The organism is Chryseosolibacter histidinae, assembly GCF_018598225.1.
Lineage (GTDB): Bacteria > Bacteroidota > Bacteroidia > Cytophagales > Cyclobacteriaceae > Chryseosolibacter > Chryseosolibacter histidini.
This window is the reverse complement of sequence record NZ_JAHESF010000014.1, coordinates 61,870-85,995: the sequence shown is the minus strand read 5'-3', so window position 1 is coordinate 85,995 and position 24,126 is coordinate 61,870. Positions and strand designations below refer to the sequence as shown.

General features: G+C 51.5%; 17 protein-coding genes. 7 read left to right on the top strand and 10 right to left on the bottom strand.

What is annotated here, in order from left to right; genetic code table 11:
• The first annotated feature begins 129 nt into the window (after window positions 1-129).
• Genes KK083_RS15630 through KK083_RS15615 form a run of 4 tightly spaced genes read left to right on the top strand, consistent with a single transcriptional unit; the run spans window position 130 to window position 6,489 of the window.
• Window positions 130-2,859 carry a DUF1553 domain-containing protein gene (locus KK083_RS15630; RefSeq protein WP_254164359.1) on the top strand — a complete coding sequence of 910 codons (2,730 nt, stop codon included), beginning with the start codon at window positions 130-132 and terminating at the stop codon, window positions 2,857-2,859.
• A gap of 50 nt (window positions 2,860-2,909) precedes the next feature.
• On the top strand, window positions 2,910-4,379 hold the full coding sequence (locus tag KK083_RS15625; protein ID WP_254164357.1) for a DUF1501 domain-containing protein: 1,470 nt from the start codon (window positions 2,910-2,912) through the stop codon (window positions 4,377-4,379).
• On the top strand, window positions 4,379-5,791 hold the full coding sequence (locus tag KK083_RS15620) for a c-type cytochrome domain-containing protein (RefSeq protein WP_254164355.1): 1,413 nt from the start codon (window positions 4,379-4,381) through the stop codon (window positions 5,789-5,791). Before KK083_RS15625 ends, KK083_RS15620 begins: the two co-directional genes overlap by 1 nt.
• Window positions 5,791-6,489 carry a LamG domain-containing protein gene (locus KK083_RS15615; protein ID WP_254164353.1) on the top strand — a complete coding sequence of 233 codons (699 nt, stop codon included), beginning with the start codon at window positions 5,791-5,793 and terminating at the stop codon, window positions 6,487-6,489. The genes KK083_RS15620 and KK083_RS15615 overlap by 1 nt, the downstream gene beginning before the upstream one ends.
• Window positions 6,490-6,622: 133 nt before the next feature.
• Here KK083_RS15615 and KK083_RS15610 read toward each other — a convergent pair whose 3' ends face one another.
• The 3 genes from KK083_RS15610 to apaG are packed head-to-tail and all read right to left on the bottom strand — an operon-like array spanning window position 6,623 to window position 8,818.
• Window positions 6,623-7,606, bottom strand: a complete 984-nt coding sequence (locus KK083_RS15610; RefSeq protein ID WP_254164351.1) for a DUF8428 domain-containing protein — start codon at window positions 7,604-7,606, stop codon at window positions 6,623-6,625.
• Between the two features lie 51 nt (window positions 7,607-7,657).
• Window positions 7,658-8,431, bottom strand: a complete 774-nt coding sequence (locus KK083_RS32660; protein ID WP_254164349.1) for an O-methyltransferase — start codon at window positions 8,429-8,431, stop codon at window positions 7,658-7,660.
• A complete protein-coding gene (gene apaG, locus KK083_RS15600; protein ID WP_254164347.1) occupies window positions 8,432-8,818 on the bottom strand; it encodes a Co2+/Mg2+ efflux facilitator ApaG/CorD in 387 nt (128 codons plus the stop codon).
• Window positions 8,819-8,979: 161 nt separating this feature from the next.
• Here apaG and ung point away from each other — a divergent pair, with 161 nt between their 5' ends.
• Window positions 8,980-9,642, top strand: coding sequence for a uracil-DNA glycosylase (ung, locus tag KK083_RS15595; protein WP_254164344.1), 663 nt, complete (start codon window positions 8,980-8,982; stop codon window positions 9,640-9,642).
• A 266-nt stretch (window positions 9,643-9,908) separates the two neighbouring features.
• Here ung and lepB read toward each other — a convergent pair whose 3' ends face one another.
• The 7 genes from lepB to pyrG all read right to left on the bottom strand — a co-directional run bounded on the left by lepB (window position 9,909) and on the right by pyrG (window position 18,418).
• A complete protein-coding gene (gene lepB / locus KK083_RS15590; protein WP_317195233.1) occupies window positions 9,909-11,369 on the bottom strand; it encodes a signal peptidase I in 1,461 nt (486 codons plus the stop codon).
• Window positions 11,370-11,461: 92 nt separating this feature from the next.
• Entirely contained in the window at window positions 11,462-12,169 is a 708-nt protein-coding gene (gene dapB, locus KK083_RS15580) for a 4-hydroxy-tetrahydrodipicolinate reductase (RefSeq protein WP_254164342.1), read from the bottom strand.
• A gap of 128 nt (window positions 12,170-12,297) precedes the next feature.
• Complete coding sequence (locus KK083_RS15575) at window positions 12,298-12,882, bottom strand: DUF5683 domain-containing protein (RefSeq protein WP_254164340.1); 585 nt, start codon at window positions 12,880-12,882, stop codon at window positions 12,298-12,300.
• A 48-nt stretch (window positions 12,883-12,930) separates the two neighbouring features.
• Window positions 12,931-13,845: a ParB/RepB/Spo0J family partition protein gene (locus KK083_RS15570; protein WP_254164338.1), complete on the bottom strand. Its 915-nt coding sequence runs from the start codon at window positions 13,843-13,845 to the stop codon at window positions 12,931-12,933.
• Complete coding sequence (locus KK083_RS15565) at window positions 13,842-14,633, bottom strand: ParA family protein (RefSeq protein ID WP_254164336.1); 792 nt, start codon at window positions 14,631-14,633, stop codon at window positions 13,842-13,844. Before KK083_RS15565 ends, KK083_RS15570 begins: the two co-directional genes overlap by 4 nt.
• A 205-nt stretch (window positions 14,634-14,838) precedes the next feature.
• Window positions 14,839-16,695 carry a membrane protein insertase YidC gene (gene yidC / locus KK083_RS15560; RefSeq protein ID WP_254164334.1) on the bottom strand — a complete coding sequence of 619 codons (1,857 nt, stop codon included), beginning with the start codon at window positions 16,693-16,695 and terminating at the stop codon, window positions 14,839-14,841.
• Window positions 16,696-16,801: 106 nt separating this feature from the next.
• The gene (pyrG, locus tag KK083_RS15555; protein ID WP_254164332.1) at window positions 16,802-18,418 is read right to left on the bottom strand and encodes a CTP synthase; all 1,617 of its coding nucleotides are present in this window, start codon (window positions 18,416-18,418) and stop codon (window positions 16,802-16,804) included.
• A 609-nt stretch (window positions 18,419-19,027) separates the two neighbouring features.
• Between pyrG and KK083_RS15550 the strand changes: the two genes are divergently transcribed.
• Entirely contained in the window at window positions 19,028-22,753 is a 3,726-nt protein-coding gene (locus KK083_RS15550) for a PKD domain-containing protein (RefSeq protein WP_254164330.1), read from the top strand.
• Window positions 22,750-23,775, top strand: a complete 1,026-nt coding sequence (locus KK083_RS15545; RefSeq protein WP_317195232.1) for a PorP/SprF family type IX secretion system membrane protein — start codon at window positions 22,750-22,752, stop codon at window positions 23,773-23,775. Before KK083_RS15550 ends, KK083_RS15545 begins: the two co-directional genes overlap by 4 nt.
• Window positions 23,776-24,126 lie beyond the last annotated feature (351 nt).

Genomic DNA, 24,126 nt, shown 5'->3' with positions numbered 1-24,126 from the left:
TAGGGGAAATAACCTCAAAAACAGCTTTTTTGACCTGCAATAGCCCTCCATCGTCATTTTTTCAAAAAAACGCCCAGTTCAAACGTTTTAGCTTTCACTAAACAGCATTTTGACCTATTTTTAAACAATATGATGCTGTGCAGCAGGAAAATATGCCTTTTTAGCCTGATCCTCGTTCTTTTTTGGGGCTGTCGCGAAGAAAAAGTCGATTTCAGTACCCAGGTAAAGCCTATTCTGAACAAACGTTGTATCAGCTGCCATGGCGGTGTGAAGCAGAGCGGTGGTTTCAGTGTGCTGTTCCGGCAGGAAGCCCTCGATACCACTGAATCGGGCAAACCGGCCATCATCCCCGGCCACCCCGAGCAAAGCGAGATGATCCGCCGGCTTACGTTGAAAGATGCCGAAGAACGGATGCCCTATAAAGAGCAGCCGTTGTCTGCCAACGAGATCGCCATCCTCACAAAATGGATCGAGCAGGGAGCCGAATGGGGTGACCACTGGGCTTACATAGCGCCGAAACCGGTAGAGGTTCCTGGCTCCGGAAAATTGCTGTCAGGCTTCGGTACCTCGGGCGAAGAGGGTCAGGGCAACGAGATCGATCGGTTCATCCGTGAAAAGCTTGAAGCCCATCACATGGAACCATCGCCCCAGGCTGACAGGTCCACACTCGTCAGAAGGGTTTACCTTGACCTGGTCGGATTACCACCCACGCCGGAACAGGCCCAGGCATTCATCAACAGCAAAGACCCCGATGCCTATGAAAAAGTTGTGAATGAGCTGCTGGCCTCCCCGCACTTTGGAGAAAAATGGGCTTCGTGGTGGCTTGATCTCGCACGGTACTCAGACACGAAAGGCTATGAGCGTGATGTATACAGGAGCATCTGGCGCTACCGCGATTGGGTGATCAGATCATTCAACGAAGACAAACCTTTTGATCAGTTCACCCTCGAGCAACTTGCAGGCGATATGCTTCCCAATGCTACTGACGAGCAACTGATCGCCACCGCGTTTCATCGCAATACCATGAACAACGATGAAGGAGGCACCGAAGATGAAGAGTTTCGTGTGGCGGCGCTGATCGATCGTGTCAACACCACCTGGGAGGTTTGGCAGAGCACCACCATGGGATGTGTACAGTGTCACAGCCATCCTTATGATCCGTTCAGGCACGATGAGTACTATAAGTCGATGGCCTTCTTCAATAACACCCGTGACGAGGATACCGAAGGAGAGCACCCCAACCTGCGCACATACCAGGAGGAAGACGAAAAGAAATTGCAGCAGATCAGGGACTGGGTGAAACAACACGCGGGCGAAGAAAAGGAAGCTGAAGTGACCCGTTTTCTGAAAACGCTGGAACCGAAATATCATCCGCACGACTTCGACCGGTTTGTGAACGGAGAGCTGATCGATACGAAATGGCTCGGCATCAGGTCAGGTGGAAGCGCCAGGCTGAAGCAGATCAGGCTCGACGGCAAAACGAGTCTGGTCATGAACTACTGGACCAAACACGAAGGCGGTGTGATGGAGATCAGGAAAGACCACCCCGGTGGAGAAGTGCTGGCCAGGGCCCCGCTCAAAAAAGTCGAAGGCCGCCAGGTGATCAGTGTGCCGTTGAAACCGCAGCAGGGACAACATGACCTGTATTTTCTGCTGAACAACACCAGGATCGGTCCGGAACAATCAGTATGTGGTATCGAGTGGTTTGCTTTCCGCGATGACCTTCCCGGAAAAAAGGATCCGGCATTCCCTCCGGTTCAGCAGGCCTTCATGCACCTGCTCAACACCAAAGTGGAGAACACGCCCGTGATGATCGAGAATACGGAAGACCAGGCGCGAACCACGGCGATCTTTGAACGCGGCAACTGGCTGGTGAAAGGAACACCGGTGGCCCCGCAGGTACCCAGGTCGTTGAATGCGTTCCCGGAACAGTTCCCCGCCACCAGACTCGGCTTTGCACAGTGGATGGTGAGCAAGGAAAATCCACTCACCGCACGCACCATCGTGAACCGGTTATGGGAGCAGGTGTTCGGTTACGGCATCGTTGAGACATTGGAGGATTTTGGTACGCAAGGTGCCCCGCCGTCGCACCCCGCATTGCTCGACTGGATGGCGCTGCGTATGATGAGCGAGCACGGCTGGAGCATCAAAAAGATATTGAAAGATATGGTGATGTCTGCCACGTACCGGCAGGATTCGCGTGTAGCCTCAGACGTGTTGCAGAAAGACCAGGCCAACCGTTGGCTGGCAAGAAGTCCGCGTGTGAGACTCACAGCCGAGCAGGTGAGAGATCAGGCGCTCGCTGTGAGCGGATTGCTCAGCAACAAGATGTATGGTCCCAGTGTGATGCCCTATCAGCCCGACGGCATCTGGCAGTCGGTTTGGAATGGAGCGCGTTGGAAACAAAGCGAGGGTGAAGATCAGTATCGCCGTGGTGTGTACACGTTCATCAAACGTACGAGCCCTTATCCTTCCATGATGATGTTCGACGGATCGAGCCGCGAGGTATGTTTGAGCCGGCGCATCCGCACCAATACGCCGCTGCAGGCGCTGGTAACGCTGAACGATCCGGTATATGTGGAGGCGGCGAAGGCTTTCGCGAAACGTATGATGGCTTCCGGCAGCAACCCCGGAGAAAGGATCCGGGCGGGTTATGCGCAGCTGGTATTCAGAGAACTCTCACCTGCGAAGCTGACCGTGCTTGACCGGTTATACCAGGATGCTTTAACCGAATATAAAACCGATCATCAGGCATCAATGGAGCTGATCGGCGAAAAGGAAGCCATGCCCGAGCTGGCGGCAATGACAGTGGTTGCTAACGCGATGCTCAACTTAGACGAAGTTATTACGAAAGAATAGAATTTTATCTGCGTTTATCCGCGGGATCAGCGGGAAATGCATTATCGAAGATGGAGAATTTTGATAAAACCAATCTGCTGCGCAACATCTCAAGAAGACATTTTCTGGCGGAGAGTGCCATGGGCCTTGGTGCATTTGCTTTTGGATCGATGCTGGGTGGTTGTGGTGGCAAAGAAACGCAGGGCTTCAATCTTGCGTCCGACCCGATGGCGCCGAGGCCTCCGCACTTTGCCGGCAAGGCCAAGCGTGTCATTTTCCTTCACATGGCCGGCGCGCCTTCGCAGCTCGAGCTGTTCGATTACAAGCCCGAGCTGAAAAAGCTGAACAACCAGCTTTGCCCACCGTCGTTGCTGGAAGGCAAGCGGTTTGCCTTTATCCGGGGTGTTCCGAAAATGCTGGGCCCGCAGGCGGAGTTCAGGCAGCGTGGACAGGCGGGCGCTTATGTGTCTGATCACCTTCCGCACTTTGCGCAGGTGGCCGATGAAGTATCGTTCTTAAAAGGCGTTTATACCGACCAGTTCAACCATGCACCGGCGCAGCTCTTTGTTCACACCGGCACATCACGGTTGGGGCGGCCGAGCATTGGCTCGTGGGTCACGTACGGGCTGGGCGCAGAGAACAACAACCTGCCTGGCTTCGTGGTGCTTACTTCCGGCGGAAAAACACCTGATGCCGGAAAAAGCATCTGGGGCAGCGGCTTCCTGCCCTCCGTTTACCAGGGTGTGCAGTGCAGATCGGAGGGCGACCCTGTGTTGTACCTCAGCGATCCACATGGTATGGACCGCGACCTCAAACGCAAGACCATCGATGCCATCAACGACATCAACCGCGAGCATTACAACGAGATCAACGATCCTGAAACACTCACCCGAATCGCACAATATGAGATGGCGTTCCGCATGCAGATCTCAGTGCCGGAAGTGATGAACATCAACAACGAGCCCGACTACATTCACCAGCTCTATGGTACAACGCCGGGAAAATCATCGTTTGCCAATAACTGCCTGCTGGCCCGCAAGCTGGTGGAGCAGGGGGTACGTTTTGTACAACTTTTCGATTGGGGATGGGACAGCCATGGCACAGATGAGAACCTGGCCATCGATATCGGCTTCAGGAATAAGTGCCGGGAAATAGACCGTCCCATGAGTGCCTTGCTGCTGGACCTGAAACAACGCGGCCTGCTGGAAGAAACACTCGTGGTATGGGCAGGTGAGTTCGGCCGTACACCCATGCAGGAAAATCGTGAGAATAAGAACAACCCCTTCCTGGGTCGTGACCATCATGTGGAAGCATTCACCATCTGGATGGCGGGGGGCGGAATCAAAAGAGGAATGAGCTGGGGCGAGACCGATGAGATCGGCTACTATCCCATTACTGGCAAAGTTTCCGTGCACGATGTTCAGGCCACCATCCTGAACCAGCTGGGCCTCGATCATGAAAAGCTTACCTATCATTTCCAGGGCAGGCCTTTCAGGCTTACGGATGTTGCCGGAAAAGTGATCAACGAAATTGTAGCGTGATGATACAGCTGTTGGGAAGGTTTCATCCTTTGATCGTGCATTTGCCCATCGGCTTCTTGTTGCTTGCTTTTCTTTTTGAATGTCTTTCGCTCACCGAGAGGTATGCGAAGCTCAAGATAGCTGTTCAGCCCGGGCTCTTCATTGGTGCAGTGTCATCCATTGTTGCCTGCATCACCGGTTATTTGCTTCGGCAGGAGGGAGGTTATGACGATGATCTGGCGGATGCCCATCAATACTTTGGCATTGCCACGGCAGCATTTGCCACCCTGCTTTTTTTCCTGCGCAGGAAATTGAAGACTTTTTATCTCAACCCCGACAAGCGCAAGCAGGTGCGCGTGATGTTGTTTGTGCCACTGGTGGTGCTGCTCTCAGCAACGGGACACTGGGGTGGTTCGCTCACCCATGGGGAAAGTTATCTTTCCTTCACGGAAGCGGAAGATCCTGAAAGTACCGATCCTGCGCATGCGATCGGTGCTATTGCAGATCCGAAGGCTGCCATCTTTTACGGAGATGTGATCAAACCTCTGCTTGAGGCGAGGTGTTACTCCTGTCACAGCGCCAAAAAACAAAAAGGCCAGCTTCGCCTCGATGGCCCTGCGTATATTGAACGCGGCGGAAAGAAGGGAGCCGTGCTCGTGACGGGCGTACCCGATTCCAGCACGTTGTACACCAGGCTCATGCTTCCACCTGATCACGACCATCACATGCCGCCCAGTGAAAAACCTCAGCTCACCTCCACGGAGATCGCCCTGATCGGAGCGTGGATCAAGGATGGCGCAAGCTTCGATAAGCCCGTTGCCGCATTCGCGGATGCCGACAAGATCGCCGGCTACCTGAGCACCTACAAGGCGGGAGGTGTGCAGGAGACGTGGATCCCCGAAGAAGAGATCGGTGCGCCTGATAATAAGATCATTGACCGGCTCAAAGCAGAAGGCGTGCTGGTAGTTCCGGTAAGCGCAACCAGCAATTACCGGATGGTAAATTTTGTGAACAGAAAAAACGTGAGCGACGAAACACTCAAAAACGTGGTGCAGCTCGGTAACCATGTGGTGTGGATGAATCTTGGATTTAGCGCTATAACCGATGAACAGTTGCGCATGGTGAGCCGGTTGTCAAACCTTCGGGTGCTGTATCTCAATAACACAGGTATCACAGACCGCGGTGTGACCAATATCAAAGACCTCAGATCCTTGAAATATCTTAATCTCGTGGGCACGGAAACCACTGATCAAACACTGGCAACACTGGCGGCGATGGACCAATTGAAAAAGGTATATTTATACAGGAACAGGATGAGCCGTCGTGCGGTATTGGAATATCTCCGGCAGACACCCACAGTGGTTGCCGACACAGGAAATTACCAGCTCGAGAAGCTCGCCACCGATACGATCACTTATAAACGAAAAACCTGATGAATCTCAAACCATTATTTGTCATCGCCCTGATGGCAGCACCATCATTATTCTATGCGCAGCAGGTGCCAAAGGGATACAAGCTTGTGTACGAAGAAGATTTCGAAAAAGGCAGCGCCACGCAACAATTCCGGTTTACACAACCTTCCAAATGGATCAGCTCCGCCGGCAAAACAGGCAAGGCACTGGAGTTCACCGGCATCAGTGACTATCAGCCACCGTTCCGTTCTCCACATACCATCGGACTGATCGGCAACACCATGGCCGGCAGTTTTGTGCTGGAAGCCGACCTGCTGCAGACGGGAAAAGAATACGGCCATCGCGATATGTGTGTGGTGTTCGGGTTCACCGATCCTTCGCACTTCTACTACTCACACATCGCCACCAAAATGGATGACAACGCCCACCAGATCATGCTGGTAAACGAGGCTCCCCGCAAAAAGATCAGCACCTTCACCACCGAAGGCGTCGACTGGGGTAACAGCGAATGGCAACACATCAGGATCGAAAGAGATCTCGACCAGGGATCGATCAAGGTATTCTTCAACGGCAAGCTGATCCAGGAGGCCAGCGACAAAACCTTCGGCAAAGGTTACATCGGCTTCGGATCGTTCGATGACTCTGGCAAGATCGACAACATTAGGATCTGGGCAAAAGATTCGGAAAAGAAAGGCGCGACGTTCTTCGAAGCTAAGTGAAAGTTGCCAGTTGCCGGTTTCCGGATGGCCAGTTGGGCGAAGTCCACGGGGTTCACGTTGACGGTTTTATTTCGAAGCCCGAAATGAGTCGCAACTCTGTAAGAACCGGTAACTGGCAACCGGCAACTGGTAACTATTTAACCACAAACTCTCCCCGTCCCATCAAATAGTTATCCGTGTAAACCTCCAGCGTGTAGCTGCCTGACGCATATTCAGAGCCCTTGTCGTAGAGGTAGGTGAGCTTTTGTTTTGTGTTGTCGAAGAGTACCTCCTGGGCGGCGGTGTAGAACTCCTCTTTGCCATTGAAGATAAAGGTTCCGGAGCCGCGCGATACGTCGAACAGCACCTGGTTGTTCTCGTCGATGATGCGCACCATGATCTTCTTGCCTTCAATAGGGGCAACGTTATTCTCAGCGATGTTGAACTCGATCTTCAGCTTGCCTACCTGGCGGCTCTTGAAAGGTGATTCACGTTCTTTACCCCTGTCGTTGAGGGCTACGATCCTGACGTTCTCTACTTTCAGCTGCGAGGCAATGGCTACTTTCGCGGTCAGGTCTTCTTTGGTCTGGCTGAGACGGCTGATGGAGTCTCCCAATTGGTTCTTCTGCGTTTTCAGTGACCGGTTTTCTGTGACGAGCTCCTTGTTCACGTTCTTCAGCTTTTCGATCTCCTCGTCCTTGTTCTTCAGCAGCATCTCATATCCTTCAACGCGGTCTTTCAGCGCCTTGATCTCTTTGCCCGTGGCGCGGATGGAACGTTTCAGCTCATTCTCGATCTCTGCTTTGGCCCGCTCGAGGTCGGCCACATTGCCGCCAAGTTTAGCCACTTCTGCGATCTTCTGATCAAGCTCGGTCCTGATCTCCGTCATGCGCTGCATGGTGGTGGCAAGCTCCTCTTCCGTGGTGGTGAGTTGCGTGCGCACTTCCTGTTTTTCTTTCGTATCGAGGTAGATCTTGATGCCCTGAATGATGATGACAATGGCCATGAGGGCAATGATAATGGCCGCTTTGTTGTTTCTTTTAGGTGTGGTTTCCAGTGATGAGTGTTTCTCAGAGGCGTCGCTCATATCGGTCTTGGTATGGTCGGTGGTGACGTTTTTATTTGAAGCTGAGAGCATAAGCAAAAAGTATTCCGCAAAAATAGGGCTTATACGGCTGTATTTCAACCGCTAAACCTGTAAGATAGCGTGTTGTTTGTTCAGTGATGGATCAAAAAAAAGAATTCCACACCGGTACAGGTCTGCCGAGCCATACACCAGCTTGTGCTTTTTGATCTCGTTCCAGGCTCTCTCCATATCTTTTGAATAGTGGATATCGTCCATCACCATCACGCTGGTCTCCCGGATCCTGGTCAATAAAAGTTCAAAATACTGAAGGGTGGGCTTGTACCGGTGGTTTGCATCCATCAGCACAAAATCCACTTTGCGAACAGACTGAAGATACGAAGAAAGGGTGACATCTATATCCCCCCGGATCAGCTGGATATTACGGGCGCCGGCAAATTCGAAAGTGGTCTGGGCAATGTCAGCAATGGCGGGCGATCCTTCAAAAGTGGCTACGGCCGAATCTTTCCGCTGGGCCAGGTAGAGTGTATTGATGCCGAACGATGTACCCAGCTCCACGATGGTTTGCGCCTTGAAGTGTGTGATGATCCGGGCATACATCTCCGAAAACCGTATGGGACTGATGCTCGTACGGGCAATGGAGGAGATGGTCGACCCGCCAACTCTTCCTGAGCCGGGGTCGCTGCCGGTAATTGGACGTCGGTCAGCGAGCAGTTTTTTCCGGAGGCTTTCAAACGCCTCAACGCCTTTGGTACCCTGTTTCTTTTTAACAACACGTGTATAGAAGTCGAACAGGAAAGGAGAGTGAAGGGAATGCTCGTCTACGGCATCCAGCCAGTAGGAGAGATAAGACTTGATCTGAAAGAATTTATCGGCCACTTAATTGAGGCGTATCGGGGCGATCATGGTAAACTCGGGGATGTTTACCTGCATGCGGGAACCGTCAACAACACGTTCCATCTGGTAAGTGCCTACCATTTTGCCGATGCCTGACTTCAGGTTGCAACCCGAAACATACTGGTGTGTCTGGCCCGGTTCGAGCACGGGCTGCTGACCAACAACACCTTCACCTTCCACCTCGCGCCGGCTGAAGCCTGCGTCGAAGATGTGCCAGTGCCTGCGCATAAGCTGAATAGTATACTCGCTTTGGTTTTCTATAGTAATCCGGTAGGTAAATACATAATGGTATTGGCTCGGACTGGAATAAGCGGGCTGATATTCCGTCTCAACGCTAACCTTGATACCCTGCGTGATTTCCGTTACCATATGTGTCAAAAATATCAATTTTTTGCAATTCCCGTCGGCATTCTTAGTTAATGATTGTAACTACCTGAGAATCAATTTTTTTCTTTTAGTTTCGCCACATTCTTACAAATGTTTTCCGCCCTTCACATCTAATTCTAATTTTGCCAAAAAGCACATGCCGCATGGATGTTAAGATCGCATCAACCTGGAAACATCGCCTATCCAATGAGTTCGATAAGCCCTACTTCACACAACTGACCGACTTCGTAAAAACAGAATACCAGACCGCCACGGTCTACCCGCCGGGCAAAGAGATCTTCAGGGCCTTCGACCGTTGTGATTTTGACGATGTGAAAGTGGTGATCATCGGGCAGGACCCTTATCATGGCCCGGGCCAGGCCAACGGACTCTGCTTCTCTGTGCGCGACGGTGTGCGCATGCCGCCATCGCTGGTGAACATCTTCAAAGAAATACAGCAGGACCTCGGCAAACCGATCCCGCAGTCGGGAGACCTCGAGCGCTGGGCTAATCAGGGAGTTCTGTTGCTCAATGCAACGCTCACTGTACGCGCCAGCACACCCGGCTCACATCAGAACAAAGGATGGGAAACCTTCACCGATGCTGTGATCAGAAAAATATCAGAAGAGAAAGAGAACGTGGTCTTTTTACTCTGGGGATCATACGCTCAGAAAAAAGGAGAGATCATCGATCGCAGCAAACACCTCGTGCTCATGTCAGCACACCCATCGCCCTTCTCCGCCGACAGAGGTTTCTTCGGCAGCAAACACTTCTCCAAAGCCAATCAGTATCTGGCGAGCAAGGGATTGAAGGAGATAGAATGGTGAGAATTAGTTGACAATTGACAACAAAGCAGTTGACAATCAGTCCATAGTCGATAGTCCATTGTCCATGGCATGGAGAGTCAAGTCTGCTTTTTACCTTAATGAAAATTGCATGAAAGACGCCGGTCGCTATCGATAGTACGATTACCTAAGTTCACACTGCACGACCATCGACTATGGACCATGGACTATGGACCCTTAAGCTAAAAGCCGAAACAGCGTCGCAGACTCAAACCGTTGTCAACTGCCCGTTTGTCAACTGTCAACTTTTATTCGATAATCCTAAAAAACCTGCTCCACCTGATCTTATGGATGAAGTCTGCATTGCGATCGATCGAAAGCCATATGAAAAATGCTTTTCCTACGATGTGGTCTTCAGGTACAAAACCCCAGTAGCGGGAGTCGAGTGAGTTATGCCGGTTGTCCCCCATCATGAAATAGTAGTTCTGCTTGAAGGTGTATTCCGTTACTTCCTTGCCATCGATCACCAGCTTGCCGCTGTCGAGCTTCACGTCATCGTTGTGGTCATACAGCTTGATGGTACTGCCGTAGGTGGCCAGTGTTTTTTCGTTGATGGGAATGGTCATGCCCTTGGCGGGGATCACGAGCGGTCCGAAGAAGTCACCGTTCCAGGGAAATGTTTTTGAGTCGGGGAAGATGTTCGGCTCCACTGTTTTTTCAGTGCGGGTGCTGAAGCCTTCGCTGCCATTGTGCGTGGCGATCTTCACCTCGCGTACAAAGTTCAGCTTCTTCAGCTCCTGGGCGAGCTCTTCTGTGAGGAACATCTGGTATACCACGCCGTCGCCGGGGCGGCCCACGATCTCGTAATCGTAGATCTTGTATTTTTTCAGGATCCTTTCACTGATGTCGTTGTTAGCCACCACCAGGTAGCTGTATTGCATCAGCGGAGGGTTCTCTTCCGCTTTTCCGTTGATGTATACCTGGCGGTCTATGATCCGAAGCGTATCGCCGGGTATCGCCACACAACGTTTGATATAATTCGTCTTAAGGTCTACTGGGTAATCTTTATACTCGTTCAGCTCGCGCGGCGGCACATTGAACACCACCACATCGTTGCGTTTTACGTGTGTGATGCCCGGCAGACGGTATTGCGGAAGTTTGATCCACTCCACATACGAAGGCAGGTCCGTGAACCAGATCTTCTGGTGCGTGAGGGGAACCTGGAGCGGTGTTGTTGTGGTGCGAGTACCGTAATGGAATTTGCTCACGAACAGGAAATCGCCCACCAGCAGCGAGTTTTCCATAGAAGGTGTGGGGATGGTGTAGGCTTCCATGATCAGCCAGCGGATGAGCGTGGCGGCTACCACGGCAAAGATGATGGCGTCGGCCCACTCCTGGGTGATGCTCTTCTTTACTTCGGGCAGGGTGTGAAGCTTACCCCGGTATTTTACATCCTTTTGAAAGCTGACGTAGGGCAGGTAAATGAATCCTGCAAAGATCGTAAGCAGCTGGGCTCCGAGGCTCTCCTTTCCGTAGCAGCGCAAAAGGTTAAAGATCAGTACAAAATAGGCGATGATATTCACCACCGGTATCAGCAAGTATACGATCCACCATTTGGGCTTGCCCACCAGGTCCACCGCGATAATATACTCTGAGTAAAAAGGGATCAGCGATTTCCAGCCTTCAATGCCAGCTTTTTCAAACAGTTTCCAGTAACCGATGGTAATACCGATGCGGTAGATAAGGAGTGTAATAAGCGGTGTGCTCACGATGGTTTCAATTTAAAACCTGCAAATAAAGGGAAAATTCTTTAAACCATCGTTACCGCCGGAAGGCTATCCATCAGGGGTTTTGACGGGGCTTAGAACTGGAGAAAATCGTCCATGCTCAGAACGCCTTTCTTGTCGCGGAGCCACTCGGCCACCATCACGGCTCCGGAGGCAAAGCCCTCGCGCGTATGGGCCGTGTGCTTGATCTCGATCTCGTCAACAGCAGAGCTGTACCTGACGGTGTGGGTGCCGGGTACCTGGGCGATCCTTAAAGACTTTATGCCGATCTCTTCCGGGGCTGTGGTATCATGGTTTACCCACGATCTTTTGCCTTTGACGTGCTTCATAACCCCCTCTGCCAGGGTAATGGCCGTTCCGCTGGGCGCATCCTTCTTCTCGGTATGGTGGATCTCCTCCATGCTCACATGGTAGTTGCCGAAGTTGCCCATCATCCGGGCCAGGTGCTCATTGAGCTTGAAGAATATATTCACCCCCAGGCTGTAGTTGGAGGCATAGAAGAAGGCGCCGTTGATATTTTTGGTTAACGCTTCGATCTCGGGTTTGCGGGCAAGCCAGCCGGTGGTACCACATACCACGGGGATCTTCCGCTCGAGGCATCGCTTTACGTTGTTGAAGGCGGCATCGGGATGGGAGAACTCGATGGCAACATCAGCTGTGACCGTGTCAAATTCGTGCTGGTTATGGACATCGATGCGCCCGGCGATCTCGTGACCTCTTTCCAGGGCTATCCGTTCAATGGTCTTTCCCATTTTGCCATATCCGACAAGCAATACTTTCATCTGATGTTCATTTAGGCGTGCAATCTAAATGGAAATGTGCCAATGTTCAATTCGTCCATGGGCAAATTAACAACCGTCTCAGGGTTTCATTGGGTCCGGTAGCCCTCTTGACACTGATCATTTGATCACTAGAACCTGAATACCAGGGCCATTCCCGTCTGTCTGCCGATGAGCGCATCCTGGGTGATGGTAGGTTCCAGGCTTACCCGGAGGTTGGGATTGAGGTCAAATTCCTTGAGGTGGGCATCCACGTGGGCGTCGATGATCTGCAGCAGGTACATGCCGCCCATGAGGATCACCATGAAGTCGCGTTCACGCCGGCTCCGGTCAACGATCCTTCTGAGCTGGTCAGTTGTGTAGTAGGGGTACACCTTGCTTTTGGTGGCGTTGGTCTCCAGGTTGGTGAAGAGCTGGAATTTGTAAGTAGTGTAGATGTCGTTGTAAAAGTTGATCTGGCGGCCGATCAGATAAAAGCCTCCGTATACCAGCGGAAGCTTCCAGTATTTCTTATTGTAGACCTGGCCAAGGCCTGGCACGATCGCGGCCAGCAAAAGCGCCTTGCGTGGGTTGTAACGTTTGGCGTACGATTTCAGCAGCACCGTGTCCTGGTTCTCGATGAAGATAGTATCGCGCTCTACCTTCACCGGTTCCTGGGCGCTGGCGTTAAAAACGATCGTGATGGTTACAAAGCAGGCAAGTAAAAGCTTTTTCATGAACACATTTGAGCCGTGAAGTTAGTGATAGACCCGGAATCCGGGAAATCACACTTTCAGGATGTCCAGGATCCGGTTCAGGTCTTCTACTGACAGGAAGGGAATCTTAATGTCTCCTTTCTTGCCGTCGCTTTTCACTACAACACGGGTGCCAAAGTGTGAAGACAGCCGCGATTGCAGCTGAGAAATTTCTTTTGATGCGCTGGCCGCCGGGGCAGGGGAGCTGGTGCTCTCTTCGGTCTTCTTGTTCGAGAACTCGCGTACAAGCTCTTCCACCTTGCGTACCGAAAGATCTTCGTTCAGCGTTTTTTTGAAGATATAAAGCTGCTGGTCCGGGTTTTCAACGTTGATGATGGCGCGGGCATGACCCATGGAAAGCCTGTTGTCACGCACAGCGATCTGGATATCGGGCGGCAGCTTCAGCAAGCGCAGGTAGTTCGTCACCGTAGCCCTGTTCTTGCCCACACGCTCGCCCAGCTCATCCTGCTTCAGGTTACACTCCGAGATCAGGCGCTGGTAGCTCAACGCAATTTCTATGGCGTTCAGGTTCTCACGCTGGATGTTCTCGATCAGCGCCATCTCCAGCATCTGCTGGTCATCGGCCGAGCGGATGTACGCCGGTATGGTCTTGAGGTCGGCAAGCTTGGAAGCCTGGAAACGCCTTTCACCCGAGATCAGCTGATACTGATTGGCGGTGAGCCTGCGTACGGTGATCGGCTGAATGATGCCGTGCACTTTAATAGACTCCGCCAGCTCGAGCAGGGCATCCTGGTCAAAATGTGTACGGGGCTGAAACGGGTTCACTTCGATCTCTTCTACCGGGATCTCGGCTATGGCGCCCGTGGCAACAGATGGCTGTGGTGCCACCTGTACGGGAATATCAACTTCCAGCTTCTCTTCTACTGCCTCATTATCGCTTAACAGTGCGCTGAGGCCCCTTCCTAATGCTTTTTTCTTGCTCATTTAGCTACTCCGTTAGTCGCTGTTCCGTTATTTTTATCCAGTATCTCATGTGCCAGGTTCAGATAGCTGATCGCACCTTTGCTTTCTGCATCATGAACGATGGCCGGCAGCCCGAAGCTGGGCGATTCACTCAGCTTCACATTCCGGGGGATGATGGTGTTGAAGGTCATTTTCTGGAAATGGGTCCTCACTTCTTCCACCACCTGGTTGCCCAGACTGGTCCGCGCATCATATAACGTCAGCAGGATACCTTCTATTTCAAGTTTGGGATTCAGTCTCGTCTGAATGATCTTAATGGTGTTAAGCAGTTTTCCGAGACCTTCAAGCGCGAAGTACTCACACTGCACGGGAATGATCACGGAGTCGGCTGCGGTCAGCGCATTGATGGTGATCAGGCCCAGTGATGGAGAACAATCGATGATGATGTAGTCATAGTCCTGCTTGATCTTGCTCAACGCATCGCGCATTTTCTCTTCGCGGCGTTCGATGCTCACCATCTCCACTTCGGCACCTACCAGGTCGATGTGCGACGGCATGATCTCCAGGAATTTCAGGTCATTTTTGACAATGGCTTCCTGCGGGGGTACGCCGTCTACCATACATTCATAAATGCCCTGGCTGATGTCTTTCGGGTTCAGCCCTACACCTGAGGTTGAGTTTGCCTGTGGATCGGCGTCGATCAGTAACGTCTTTTTTTCCAGCACCGCGAGACTCGCTGCCAGGTTAATCGCAGAAGTGGTCTTTCCAACACCACCCTTTTGATTCGCAATCGCAATGATTTTTCCCATCGTTTAAAAAATGTAAACCCGGTGCTTCAATCAAATAGTCCGGACCGGGGCTACAAATATATAGGAATTTTATAGGCGCGTGGAACATCGTGGAACGTGTTATCCACAATCGTTGCACAATCTTTAAACATGGAAAACGTCTGGAAAAGGCCGGATTTCCGCTGTAAATTCTTGATAATGAGCCAGAGAGCCCTGGTGGATAAACCTACTTTTTACGCTTGCGCGTTTCTTCGGCTTTCCGCTTGGCTTCTTCGCTGGCCTTCATGGCGTCCTGCAGCTTGGTCATGAACTTGGACTTCTTACCATTACCGGCAGCATTCTTCTTGCGGTTCTCTTCCAGCAGCACCTTGATCTTGTTGTCGTCAACAAACCTGCGGATGATGGCCTGCTGGGCGAACGTCACAAGGTTGGAGATGAAGTAGTAGAAGGTAAGACCTGCCGAGAATGAGTTCAGCACAAAGAAGAAGATCACTGGCATGATGTACGACATGGATTTCATCGGACCCTGAACAGACGACAGCTGGTTGTTCTGCCACGTGTAGATGAGGGTGGAGATGGTCATCAGCAGGGTGAACAAGCTTATGTGATCACCAACACCGAAAGGAATGGTGAACGGAAGCTGGATAAGCGAGTCATAAGTGGAAAGATCTTCCGCCCAGAGGAACGGCTGCTGGCGCAACTCGATGCTGGCAGGGAAGAGGTAGAACATCGCGAAGAGGATCGGCATCTGCAGCAGCACCGGCACACAACCGCTGATGGGGTTAACGCCCACCGACTGGTACAGCTTCAGCTGCTCCTGCTGCACTTTGGTCATGTCTTCACCGTGTTTCTCTTTGATCTCGTCGAGCTCGGGCTTCAGCACTTTCATTTTTGCCATGCTCAGGTACGAGCGGTACGAAAGCGGGGCAAGCACCAGCTTGAGCAGGATCACGAGCACGATGATGATCAGTCCATAGTTCGAGATCACCTTTGTCAGCAGATGGAAGACAGGGAAGATCACAAACTTGTTGATCCAGTACACCGGAGGCCATCCGAGATAAACGTTCTTGGTGAACTCATCCGTTACTTTTCCGATTTCCTGATAGTCGTTCGGACCTACATAGAACTTGAAGTCTTCCGTGCCGTCAGCCAGGGCGTTCTTGGGAATGAGCAGTTTTATTTTCGCGTACTTCACCACCGAGGTATCGGCACCGGGATGGGTTGTCGTTATTTCACCACCCGCGAAATTGTTCTTCGCGATAATGGAAGAAAGGAAGAACTTCTGTTTGATGGCAGTCCATTTTACGGGACCTGTGAAGGCTTCTGTTTCAGTATCGGTAGATCTTGCAGCTAATTCGTCAAAACCTTCAGAAGGTAAATTGTAGCTGATGGTAGTATAGATCCTGGTATCCTGCAGGTCTTTCTCCAACGGTTTGATCTGGTCGTCCCACTGGAAGGTGAGGTTCTCTGATGTGAGATCCTGGTCGAGTCCTTTCTGGCTGATGCTATACCTGATCTCATATCCTTTGGCAGGAATGGTGTAGGTGTGGCGGAGGTAAGCGCCGTTGCTCAGTGTTGCTGAAAATGTAACAACGGTTGAGTCGCCTTTTTTGCTTTGTTCGCTTTTATAATACAGTGCATAGAGGTCGATGTCTTTGCCCTGGTATTTTGAAAGCAGGTTGAACCTGCTGCGGTCTGGCGAGATGAGCTTCAAGTTCTTCTGTGAAGGTGCATCGTAGTCGCGCTCGTTCTTGAAATCTTTGTAGGTCTGATAGTGCTTCAGCTCCAGCGTTTTGATGATACCGCCTTTATTGCTGAAAGAGATGCGAACGTCTTCGGTCTCGATGGTTGAAATATCTTCTTTTCCCTGCGCAAAGGTAGAGAGGTCACCATATGCTGCGGCAAGGGCGCTGTCGCTGGCAGCAGTAACTTGCTGAGCCGTTGTGTCAGGACTGGTTGCCTGAGGCGTTTGTGTTACAGCGGGTCGTTGGGAAGCAGGCTGAGGCTGTGGGGCAAACCAGTAAAAGTAAGCCATCAGCAGCACTGCGATCAACGTTAGTCCAATAGCGGAATTTCTATCCATGAAAAATCTAGTTTCAGATTTGAAGTCCTTAAGTTTAAAATTTGAAGTTGCAAGTTTAAAGTTTTTCAAAGCTGGTCCTACCTCGACGAACTTTAAACTTTAAATTTTAAACCTGAAATTTTTTATAATTCAGCGCAGCCTCTGTAAACTTCACAAACAGCGGGTGTGGATTCAGCACCGTGCTTTTCAGCTCCGGGTGATACTGTACTCCTACAAACCAGGGGTGATCTTTCAACTCAACGATCTCAACCAGGTTCGATTCAGGATTCACGCCGGTCGCCTTCAGGCCAGCGGCTTCAATCTGCTCGAGATACTTGTTGTTGAACTCGTAACGATGCCGGTGACGCTCCTGGATGGTCGGTTCGCCATAGGCGATCTGGGCTTTGCTTCCTTTTTTCAGCTTGCAGTTATAAGCCCCGAGCCGCATGGTACCACCTTTCATCGTGATCTTCTTCTGCTCCTCCATCATATCGATAACCGGGTTCTTGGTGTTGGGGTTCAACTCTGTTGAGCTGGCTTCCAATCCGAGAACGTTCCGGGCGAATTCTACTACAGCACACTGCATGCCGAGGCAGATGCCAAAGAACGGAATCTTGCTCTCACGCACATGGCGGATCGCCTGGATCTTGCCTTCAAGGCCGCGTTCGCCGAATCCGGGGGCCACCAGTACGCCGTGCAGACCCTGTAGCACCGTCTCTACGGTATCTTTGGTTATCTCTTCAGACGAGATCCACTTCAGATTTATTTTACAGTCGTTTTCAGCGCCGGCGTGAACGAAGGCTTCGGCGATGGATTTATAGGCGTCGGGCAGCGATACATATTTGCCCACAAGGCCAATGTTTATCTCCTCAACGGGATTCTTCAGTTTGCCCAGAAAGGTTTTCCACTGATCCAGGTCGGGTTCCGCCTTCGCGTGGATCTTGAGCTTGGCCAGCACCCGCTCGTCAAGCTTCTCCTTCTTCATGAGCAGGGGCACGTCATAGATCGTGTCGGCATCCATGGCCTCGATCACCGAGTTCAGGTGTACGTTGCAGAACAGGGCAAGCTTCTTGCGCAGCTCGATCGGCAGCGGAAGCTCTGTGCGACAAACGAGAATATCGGGTTGAATTCCCTCCGCAAGCAATTCTTTTACAGAATGTTGGGTAGGTTTTGTTTTAAGCTCCTTGGCGGCTTTCAGGTAGGGGATCAGCGTCAGGTGGATCACCAGCGCGTTGTTGGCCCCGAGATCCCAGCGCACCTGGCGAACCGCTTCAATGAAAGGCAACGATTCGATGTCGCCCACAGAACCGCCGATCTCCGTGATCACAAAATCAAATTCACCACTTTCTCCCAGCAGGAAAATGTTTCGTTTGATCTCGTCGGTAATATGGGGCACTACTTGCACGGTTTTGCCCAAATACTCACCCTTGCGTTCCTTGGTGATGACATTATTATAGATGCGACCTGTGGTAATGTTGTTGGCGCGGGAGGTAGGGACGTTCAGAAAACGCTCATAGTGACCCAAGTCAAGGTCTGCCTCGGCTCCATCATCCGTTACATAACATTCTCCGTGCTCATAAGGATTAAGGGTGCCGGGGTCTATATTAATATAAGGATCGAACTTTTGAATTGTGACCTTAAACCCCCTGGCTTGCAGTAACTTACCTAGCGAGGCAGCAATGATCCCTTTACCCAGAGATGAAGTAACACCACCGGTTACGAAAATATACTTGGCAGCAGACATGATTGAGATTGACCCTTTCGATTAACCGGGCACAAAGGTAATTTTTTCACGCTAATTATTTTAACGTTTTGCGATCATGGCCTAAAAAACTTGAAATCAGCAACAAAAAGGCACAAAGTGAACCCAAACCTTATGAAAATCCGGATTTTATATTTATTAGGAGCCGGCGATTCCGATAACCGTCATAATCCACTTCATTGGTCGGAAATATGTCCCGCTGATTACGCTGATAGTCGCCGATAAATATCTGCTCTAAATATCTGCTCTAAATATCTGCTCTAAAAATCTGCGCTCATCTGCGCGATCAGCGGGACCTGCATTTTTTTCTTGATGATCACTCAAGCTGATTCTCACACTCGCTCCTCCTGACTCCTTACTCCTGGCTCCTTGCTTCTTTTCTTCAGTCGCGCGCCCGCTGTAAAAAATTATGCCGCCGCTTGTAGTATTTCATCCACATCGAAGAAAAAAAATCATGATGAAAAATCCATCATCTTAAAATTGCTGCTTATGCCTGATACACTCGCTTCACCGAAGCTTTGACTTTACTGTCGGTTCCCTATAGTAGCTTCGAACCATTAACGGCTTTGTTGTGAACAAGATCAGTCCGGCATGGAAGTGAGAAAGTACGTAATACTGATTTTAATTTTTTTATCGGCTACGGCAACAGTGAAGGCACAATGCAGCGGGCAGATCATGGAGCCCGGCTTCCAGTTCCTGAGCAGTAGTAAAGGCTGCGCGCCGTTCAATTTCTCTATCCGCCTCACGTACTTTCAGTCAGTACCCGGTACACGTTATTATGTGGACTGGGGTGACGGCTCGCCCGCTGAAGTTTTTACACAGGTTGTTGCCGGTCCTAATGGCCCCGATATTTCTCACGTCTATCCCAACGTCTCACAGAATTGTTTCTATCAGGTTACCGTCGATGCGGAGAACGGTTGCAACCCACGGGGCAGTGTTCCGCTGGAGCCTATTTTCGTAACAGTCTGGACCAACGATGAAGTATCCATCGATCCGGGAACATTCAGGGTGTGCCAGGGCTACGCTGCGTCACTGCGTTTTACGGATAATAGTGACTGGAACTGCTTCCCGCATCCCAATCCCGTGCGTGAGAACAACGAAGCGCGATGGATCCAATGGCTCTATGGAACCGGAAGTGCGGCCAATAGGATCCCCGGTATTCGTGTGAACAACGTAACGCCTGGTGCTTTTCCTTACCGTGATCCCGCGCCAGGTAGAAACCCTATTTACCCTGTGAATGCGCCCGGTGAGCAAAGCCTTGCGATCGATGTTCCGGCCACATTGCCTGCTGATATCGGCAAGGAGTTCGAGGTCACCCTCAAGAACTGGAACCAGTGTAATCCTTATGATAATGTGCTGACGGATGGAAATGCTTTCAATCCCGTCAACGGAGATCTCGTCAACGGTGACAATGGTCCGCAGGTGACCACTGCCAGGATCGTGATCGTAGACTCGCCGGTGCCTGACTTCAGAACCCGGCTTGGCAATGCCACGGGGCCGCTGCAGACGATCTTTTGCGCGGGTGACGCCATTTATTTTGAGAACCTGACTCCGGCCATCGCTGGCGCCAACTTCGCCTATTCGTGGCAGTTCTACGACAACAGTGCTGGCACGGGCGCACCGCTCGCAACCAGGTCGGCCAGGAACCCTACATTTACGTATGATTCGCCGGGGCAAAAGCTCATCCGGCTACGCGTGCGTGATACCAACGCTGCCGGCAATTGCGAGGCAATAGTGGAAGCGTTGGTTACCATCTCGCCATCGCTGGTAGCGCAGATCCGCGTGACCGACCTTGCAGGCAATGTCATCACGCCCGAGTTCTGCCAGGAGAACAGTGCTCCCTTCACAACTTTTCAGGCGCGATTCAATGACGCTTCCGTGGGCGTTGCCACAGCTTCAACACGGTGGCGCTGGGAGTTCTATGATCAGAATAATGCGCTGGTACTGGAGGCACCTGTGGGCGGAGGTTTTTCAGCAACCGTGTTGGGACCTTTCGATCGCTTGTTCATCACCCCGGGAATTTATCGGGTCAGGCTGCGCGTCAAGGATAATGTAACCTCGTGCGAGACCAGCGACGAAGCGTTGGTGAGGGTGTCGCGTAAACCGGTGCCCGCCTTCGACTTCAACCGCGTGTGTGAGGGAACAGCAACGGAGTTTACCGATCGCTCAACATTGAATCCTGCGGCAGCAGAACAGATCGTGCTCCGTGAATGGGACCTGGACTATGATGGCGTTACATTCTCGCCTGATCCGGCTTTCGATAACCAAACTACTTTCACATACACATTCCCGACACCCGGTACACACCGCGTGGCCCTTCGTACAACAACCGACCTCGGAGGCTGTGCTGCCATCGTTGATCATGAGGTTACGGTTGATCCGCAGCCCAACGCTGATTTTGTACCCGATAAGAGCTCAGGTTGCAGTGTGCTCACTGTGAACTTCACCAACAACGCCGTCACGGGGCAACCTGTTGCGATCAAAGAATACCGCTGGGAAATAGACGACGGTTCTGGTTTTGAAGTGGACTCCGTGCAGCGTCCCGGCGACCCCGGATTCTCCAATATTTTTACAAGGCCTTTTACCAATTACGGCACCACCAACCTTGTGTACCAGGTGAGGCTGCGTGTTGTTACGGTGAATGATTGTGAGCGCTTATCGGCATCACAGACCATCACGGTATTTCCGGGGCCGACGGCAGGTTTCAATTCACTGAATTACTCTCCCTTTAATAAGAACTGCAGCCCGGTGTCAGTGTCGTTCTCGGTTGATAACCAAACACAAGCGCTGAACCCCGCTGATTACCGGTGGACCATCAGTGATGATGCAGGCGTGATCAGCCAGACCAGCACGGGTACCACGCCTTCGTTTATTTATAATTTTGTCAATGGCACACAAGGCTTAAAAGATTTTTTTGTCACGCTGAGAACAACGCTTGCCAGCGGATGTTTTGGCGACTCCACCCGTGTGATCAGGGTGAGTCCTGTACCGTCATCGGCTTTTGTTGTCGATACGCTCGTATATGAATGCGAGCGCATGGTGCTGAACCTGAATGCGCTTCAGAAAGGGCTTCAGCAATACGAATGGACCATCATCTCCAATGGCGTCACGTTGCTCAGCTCGGTGTCGGAAGGTGATCGGTTCGATTATGAGATCATCCGCTCCGAAGCCGTTGACCAGAATGTGGAGATCCGCCTGGTGACCACCAACCTGGCCAATTGCCAGAGCAATGTCACAACGAAGCAGGTCTTGGTGAAGCGGACAGACATTATCAATGCTATGTTCACAGCAACACCGCCGACGCAAAAATATCCGCAGGCAACAGTCACCATCAGCAACAGCACTACACCTGGCCCCTGGCAGTACCGTTGGGACTTTGGCGACGGAGCTACCGGTACCAGCAACGCAGCAACATTCGATCATACGTATAAGGCGCCGGGAACGTACACCATTACGCTGACCGTATCGAACGGCGACTGCATCAAAACAAGAGCTGTTACGATCCAGATCAGTCCCACGATGCCTGAGCTCGAATTTGAATACGATCCTGCTTTCGGATGTGCCCCGCTCACGGTGAATTTTACCAATCGTTCGAAGTATGCCGACGAGTCGAGCTATTTGTGGCAGTTCGGGATGGATCAGGGAACCTCAAAAGCGGTGAATCCTTCCTATACTTATTATGAGCCGGGTGTATATACCGTTACACTTACTGCTGCGAATGTCGCCGGTGAAACAACGCAGATCACCAAGCAGCTCATCATTGAAGTGTTTGACTCGCCCAGCGCCCGGTTCAACGTGAAACCGAGACAGATCCAGTTCCCGGGGGGGAAGCTCTACACCGACAACCAAAGCTTCGGTGCCACCAGCTACGTGTGGCATTTCGGCGATGGAACTACCTCAACCGATTTTGAGCCTGAACATGTTTACAAAGCCGAAGGCAGCTTTGATGTGATGCTGGTCGCCACCAACGCCGAAGGATGTTCTGATACAACGAAGTTTGAAGCCGGCGTTCAGACTGTGCGGTCAGGGCAACTGCTGATCCCGAACGCGTTCTCGCCCAACCTCTCGGGCCCTGGTAACAGCTTAGGACAGAATGATGTTTTCCTGCCCATTCTCTATGGTGTCACCGAATTCCAGATGCTGGTGTTCAACCGCTGGGGACAACTTCTGTTTGAAACAACGGATGCGGCGCGTGGATGGGATGGATACTACCAGGGCAGGCTCTGCCAGCAGGACGTGTATGTATATAAGATCGTGGCCAAATACAGCAGCGGCGAAACGATCACCAGGGTAGGAGATATTCATTTGATCCGATGAGCATGAAAAGTGTTTTTTGTTTTTTGATTTGCCTTTCAGTGGCACAGCTTTGTTTCGGGCAGGATCCGGAGTTCTCCCAATATTATGCTGCGCCGCTGGTGTTAAACCCTGCGTTTACAGGAACGTCATCAGATCACCGCATCATCGCCAACCATCGCAACCAGTGGCCTAACATCACCAATGGCTTTGTGACCTACGCCCTGTCGTACGATTACAACCTCGAGCACCTGAACAGTGGTTTGGGTGTGATGATCATGACGGATAAGGCCGGCACCGCTAACCTGAAGTCTACTACGCTGAATTTTCAGTATGCCTATAAAGTGAACCTGAATGACAAATGGGTGCTTTCGTCAGGTTTGAATTTCGGACTGGGTTACAGAAACATAGACTTCAGCAAGCTGGTCTTTGGCGATCAGCTGATGTTTGATGCAGACAGCGGCGTACCTTCAGATGATCCCGTCTTTTCGAACCTGCAGAGCACATCCTATTTTGATTTCGGTGGTGGAATGCTTGCCTACAGCCGCAAGTTCTGGCTAGGCTTTTCTGCCTGGCACCTGAACAATCCGAACCGGTCGCTTATCAACGAAGAAGCCCAGATCCCCGTGAAGACCTCCATGCATGGCGGGGTTCGCATACCTTTGTATCATGGCGTGTTTAAAAAAGACAGGGTCGCTGCCATCATGCCTTCGTTCGTATACAAGCACCAGGGTAACTTCGATCAGTTCGACCTGGGCACATACTTCTTCTATGAACCTGTTGTGATCGGGGCGTGGTATCGAGGTATTCCCATCCTCCAGAACAAGGCCGACAACGTGAGCCAGGATGCCGTTGTGGTCATCCTCGGATTTCAGCTCCAGAAGTTCGAGGTCACCTACAGCTACGATGTCACCGTCTCGGAGCTTGGCCCGATCTCCGGAGGCTCGCACGAAGTAGCCCTGAAATTCAAGCTCGACATCGCCACCTCCCGCGCCAAAGTGAAGAGGCAGAAGTATATTCCTTGCCCCACTTTCGTGAAGGATTGAAAAGTCCACAGACCACAGTCGACAGTCCACGGACGAGTCTTTTTTGATCCGTCATTCAGAGAATTTATCCAGCAGAAGGCTGTAGCGATGATAAGAATGACGCGCGCGTTCCTTTTACGCTGGCATTTCAAATTACGAATTTCAGGAGGCTCCTATGGAGCCGATTGGGCAATTGATCTATTCTATAGACAGGGCACTCCTATCGGAGTGAAATGCATTTAGCTCCGGATGGAGCTCCCTGTTTAAGAATGGAATGGTTGGTTCATATTGGGCTCCATAGGAGCCTCCTGATGGCACGTCATTGGGAGCGAGGAGTAAGGGCTGGTTGAGGGGAGCGAAGAATCCCATTAA

What these genes read in the sequence shown, in the direction of transcription:
- KK083_RS15630 (WP_254164359.1), top strand. Translation starts at nt 130, where the DNA reads ATGATGCTGTGCAGCAGGAAAATATGCCTTTTTAGCCTGATCCTCGTT.
- KK083_RS15625 (WP_254164357.1), top strand. Translation starts at nt 2,910, where the DNA reads ATGGAGAATTTTGATAAAACCAATCTGCTGCGCAACATCTCAAGAAGA.
- KK083_RS15620 (WP_254164355.1), top strand. Translation starts at nt 4,379, where the DNA reads ATGATACAGCTGTTGGGAAGGTTTCATCCTTTGATCGTGCATTTGCCC.
- KK083_RS15615 (WP_254164353.1), top strand. Translation starts at nt 5,791, where the DNA reads ATGAATCTCAAACCATTATTTGTCATCGCCCTGATGGCAGCACCATCA.
- KK083_RS15610 (WP_254164351.1), bottom strand. Translation starts at nt 7,606, where the DNA reads ATGCTCTCAGCTTCAAATAAAAACGTCACCACCGACCATACCAAGACC.
- apaG (WP_254164347.1), bottom strand. Translation starts at nt 8,818, where the DNA reads ATGGTAACGGAAATCACGCAGGGTATCAAGGTTAGCGTTGAGACGGAA.
- ung (WP_254164344.1), top strand. Translation starts at nt 8,980, where the DNA reads ATGGATGTTAAGATCGCATCAACCTGGAAACATCGCCTATCCAATGAG.
- dapB (WP_254164342.1), bottom strand. Translation starts at nt 12,169, where the DNA reads ATGAAAGTATTGCTTGTCGGATATGGCAAAATGGGAAAGACCATTGAA.
- KK083_RS15575 (WP_254164340.1), bottom strand. Translation starts at nt 12,882, where the DNA reads ATGAAAAAGCTTTTACTTGCCTGCTTTGTAACCATCACGATCGTTTTT.
- KK083_RS15570 (WP_254164338.1), bottom strand. Translation starts at nt 13,845, where the DNA reads ATGAGCAAGAAAAAAGCATTAGGAAGGGGCCTCAGCGCACTGTTAAGC.
- KK083_RS15565 (WP_254164336.1), bottom strand. Translation starts at nt 14,633, where the DNA reads ATGGGAAAAATCATTGCGATTGCGAATCAAAAGGGTGGTGTTGGAAAG.
- yidC (WP_254164334.1), bottom strand. Translation starts at nt 16,695, where the DNA reads ATGGATAGAAATTCCGCTATTGGACTAACGTTGATCGCAGTGCTGCTG.
- pyrG (WP_254164332.1), bottom strand. Translation starts at nt 18,418, where the DNA reads ATGTCTGCTGCCAAGTATATTTTCGTAACCGGTGGTGTTACTTCATCT.
- KK083_RS15550 (WP_254164330.1), top strand. Translation starts at nt 19,028, where the DNA reads ATGGAAGTGAGAAAGTACGTAATACTGATTTTAATTTTTTTATCGGCT.
- KK083_RS15545 (WP_317195232.1), top strand. Translation starts at nt 22,750, where the DNA reads ATGAGCATGAAAAGTGTTTTTTGTTTTTTGATTTGCCTTTCAGTGGCA.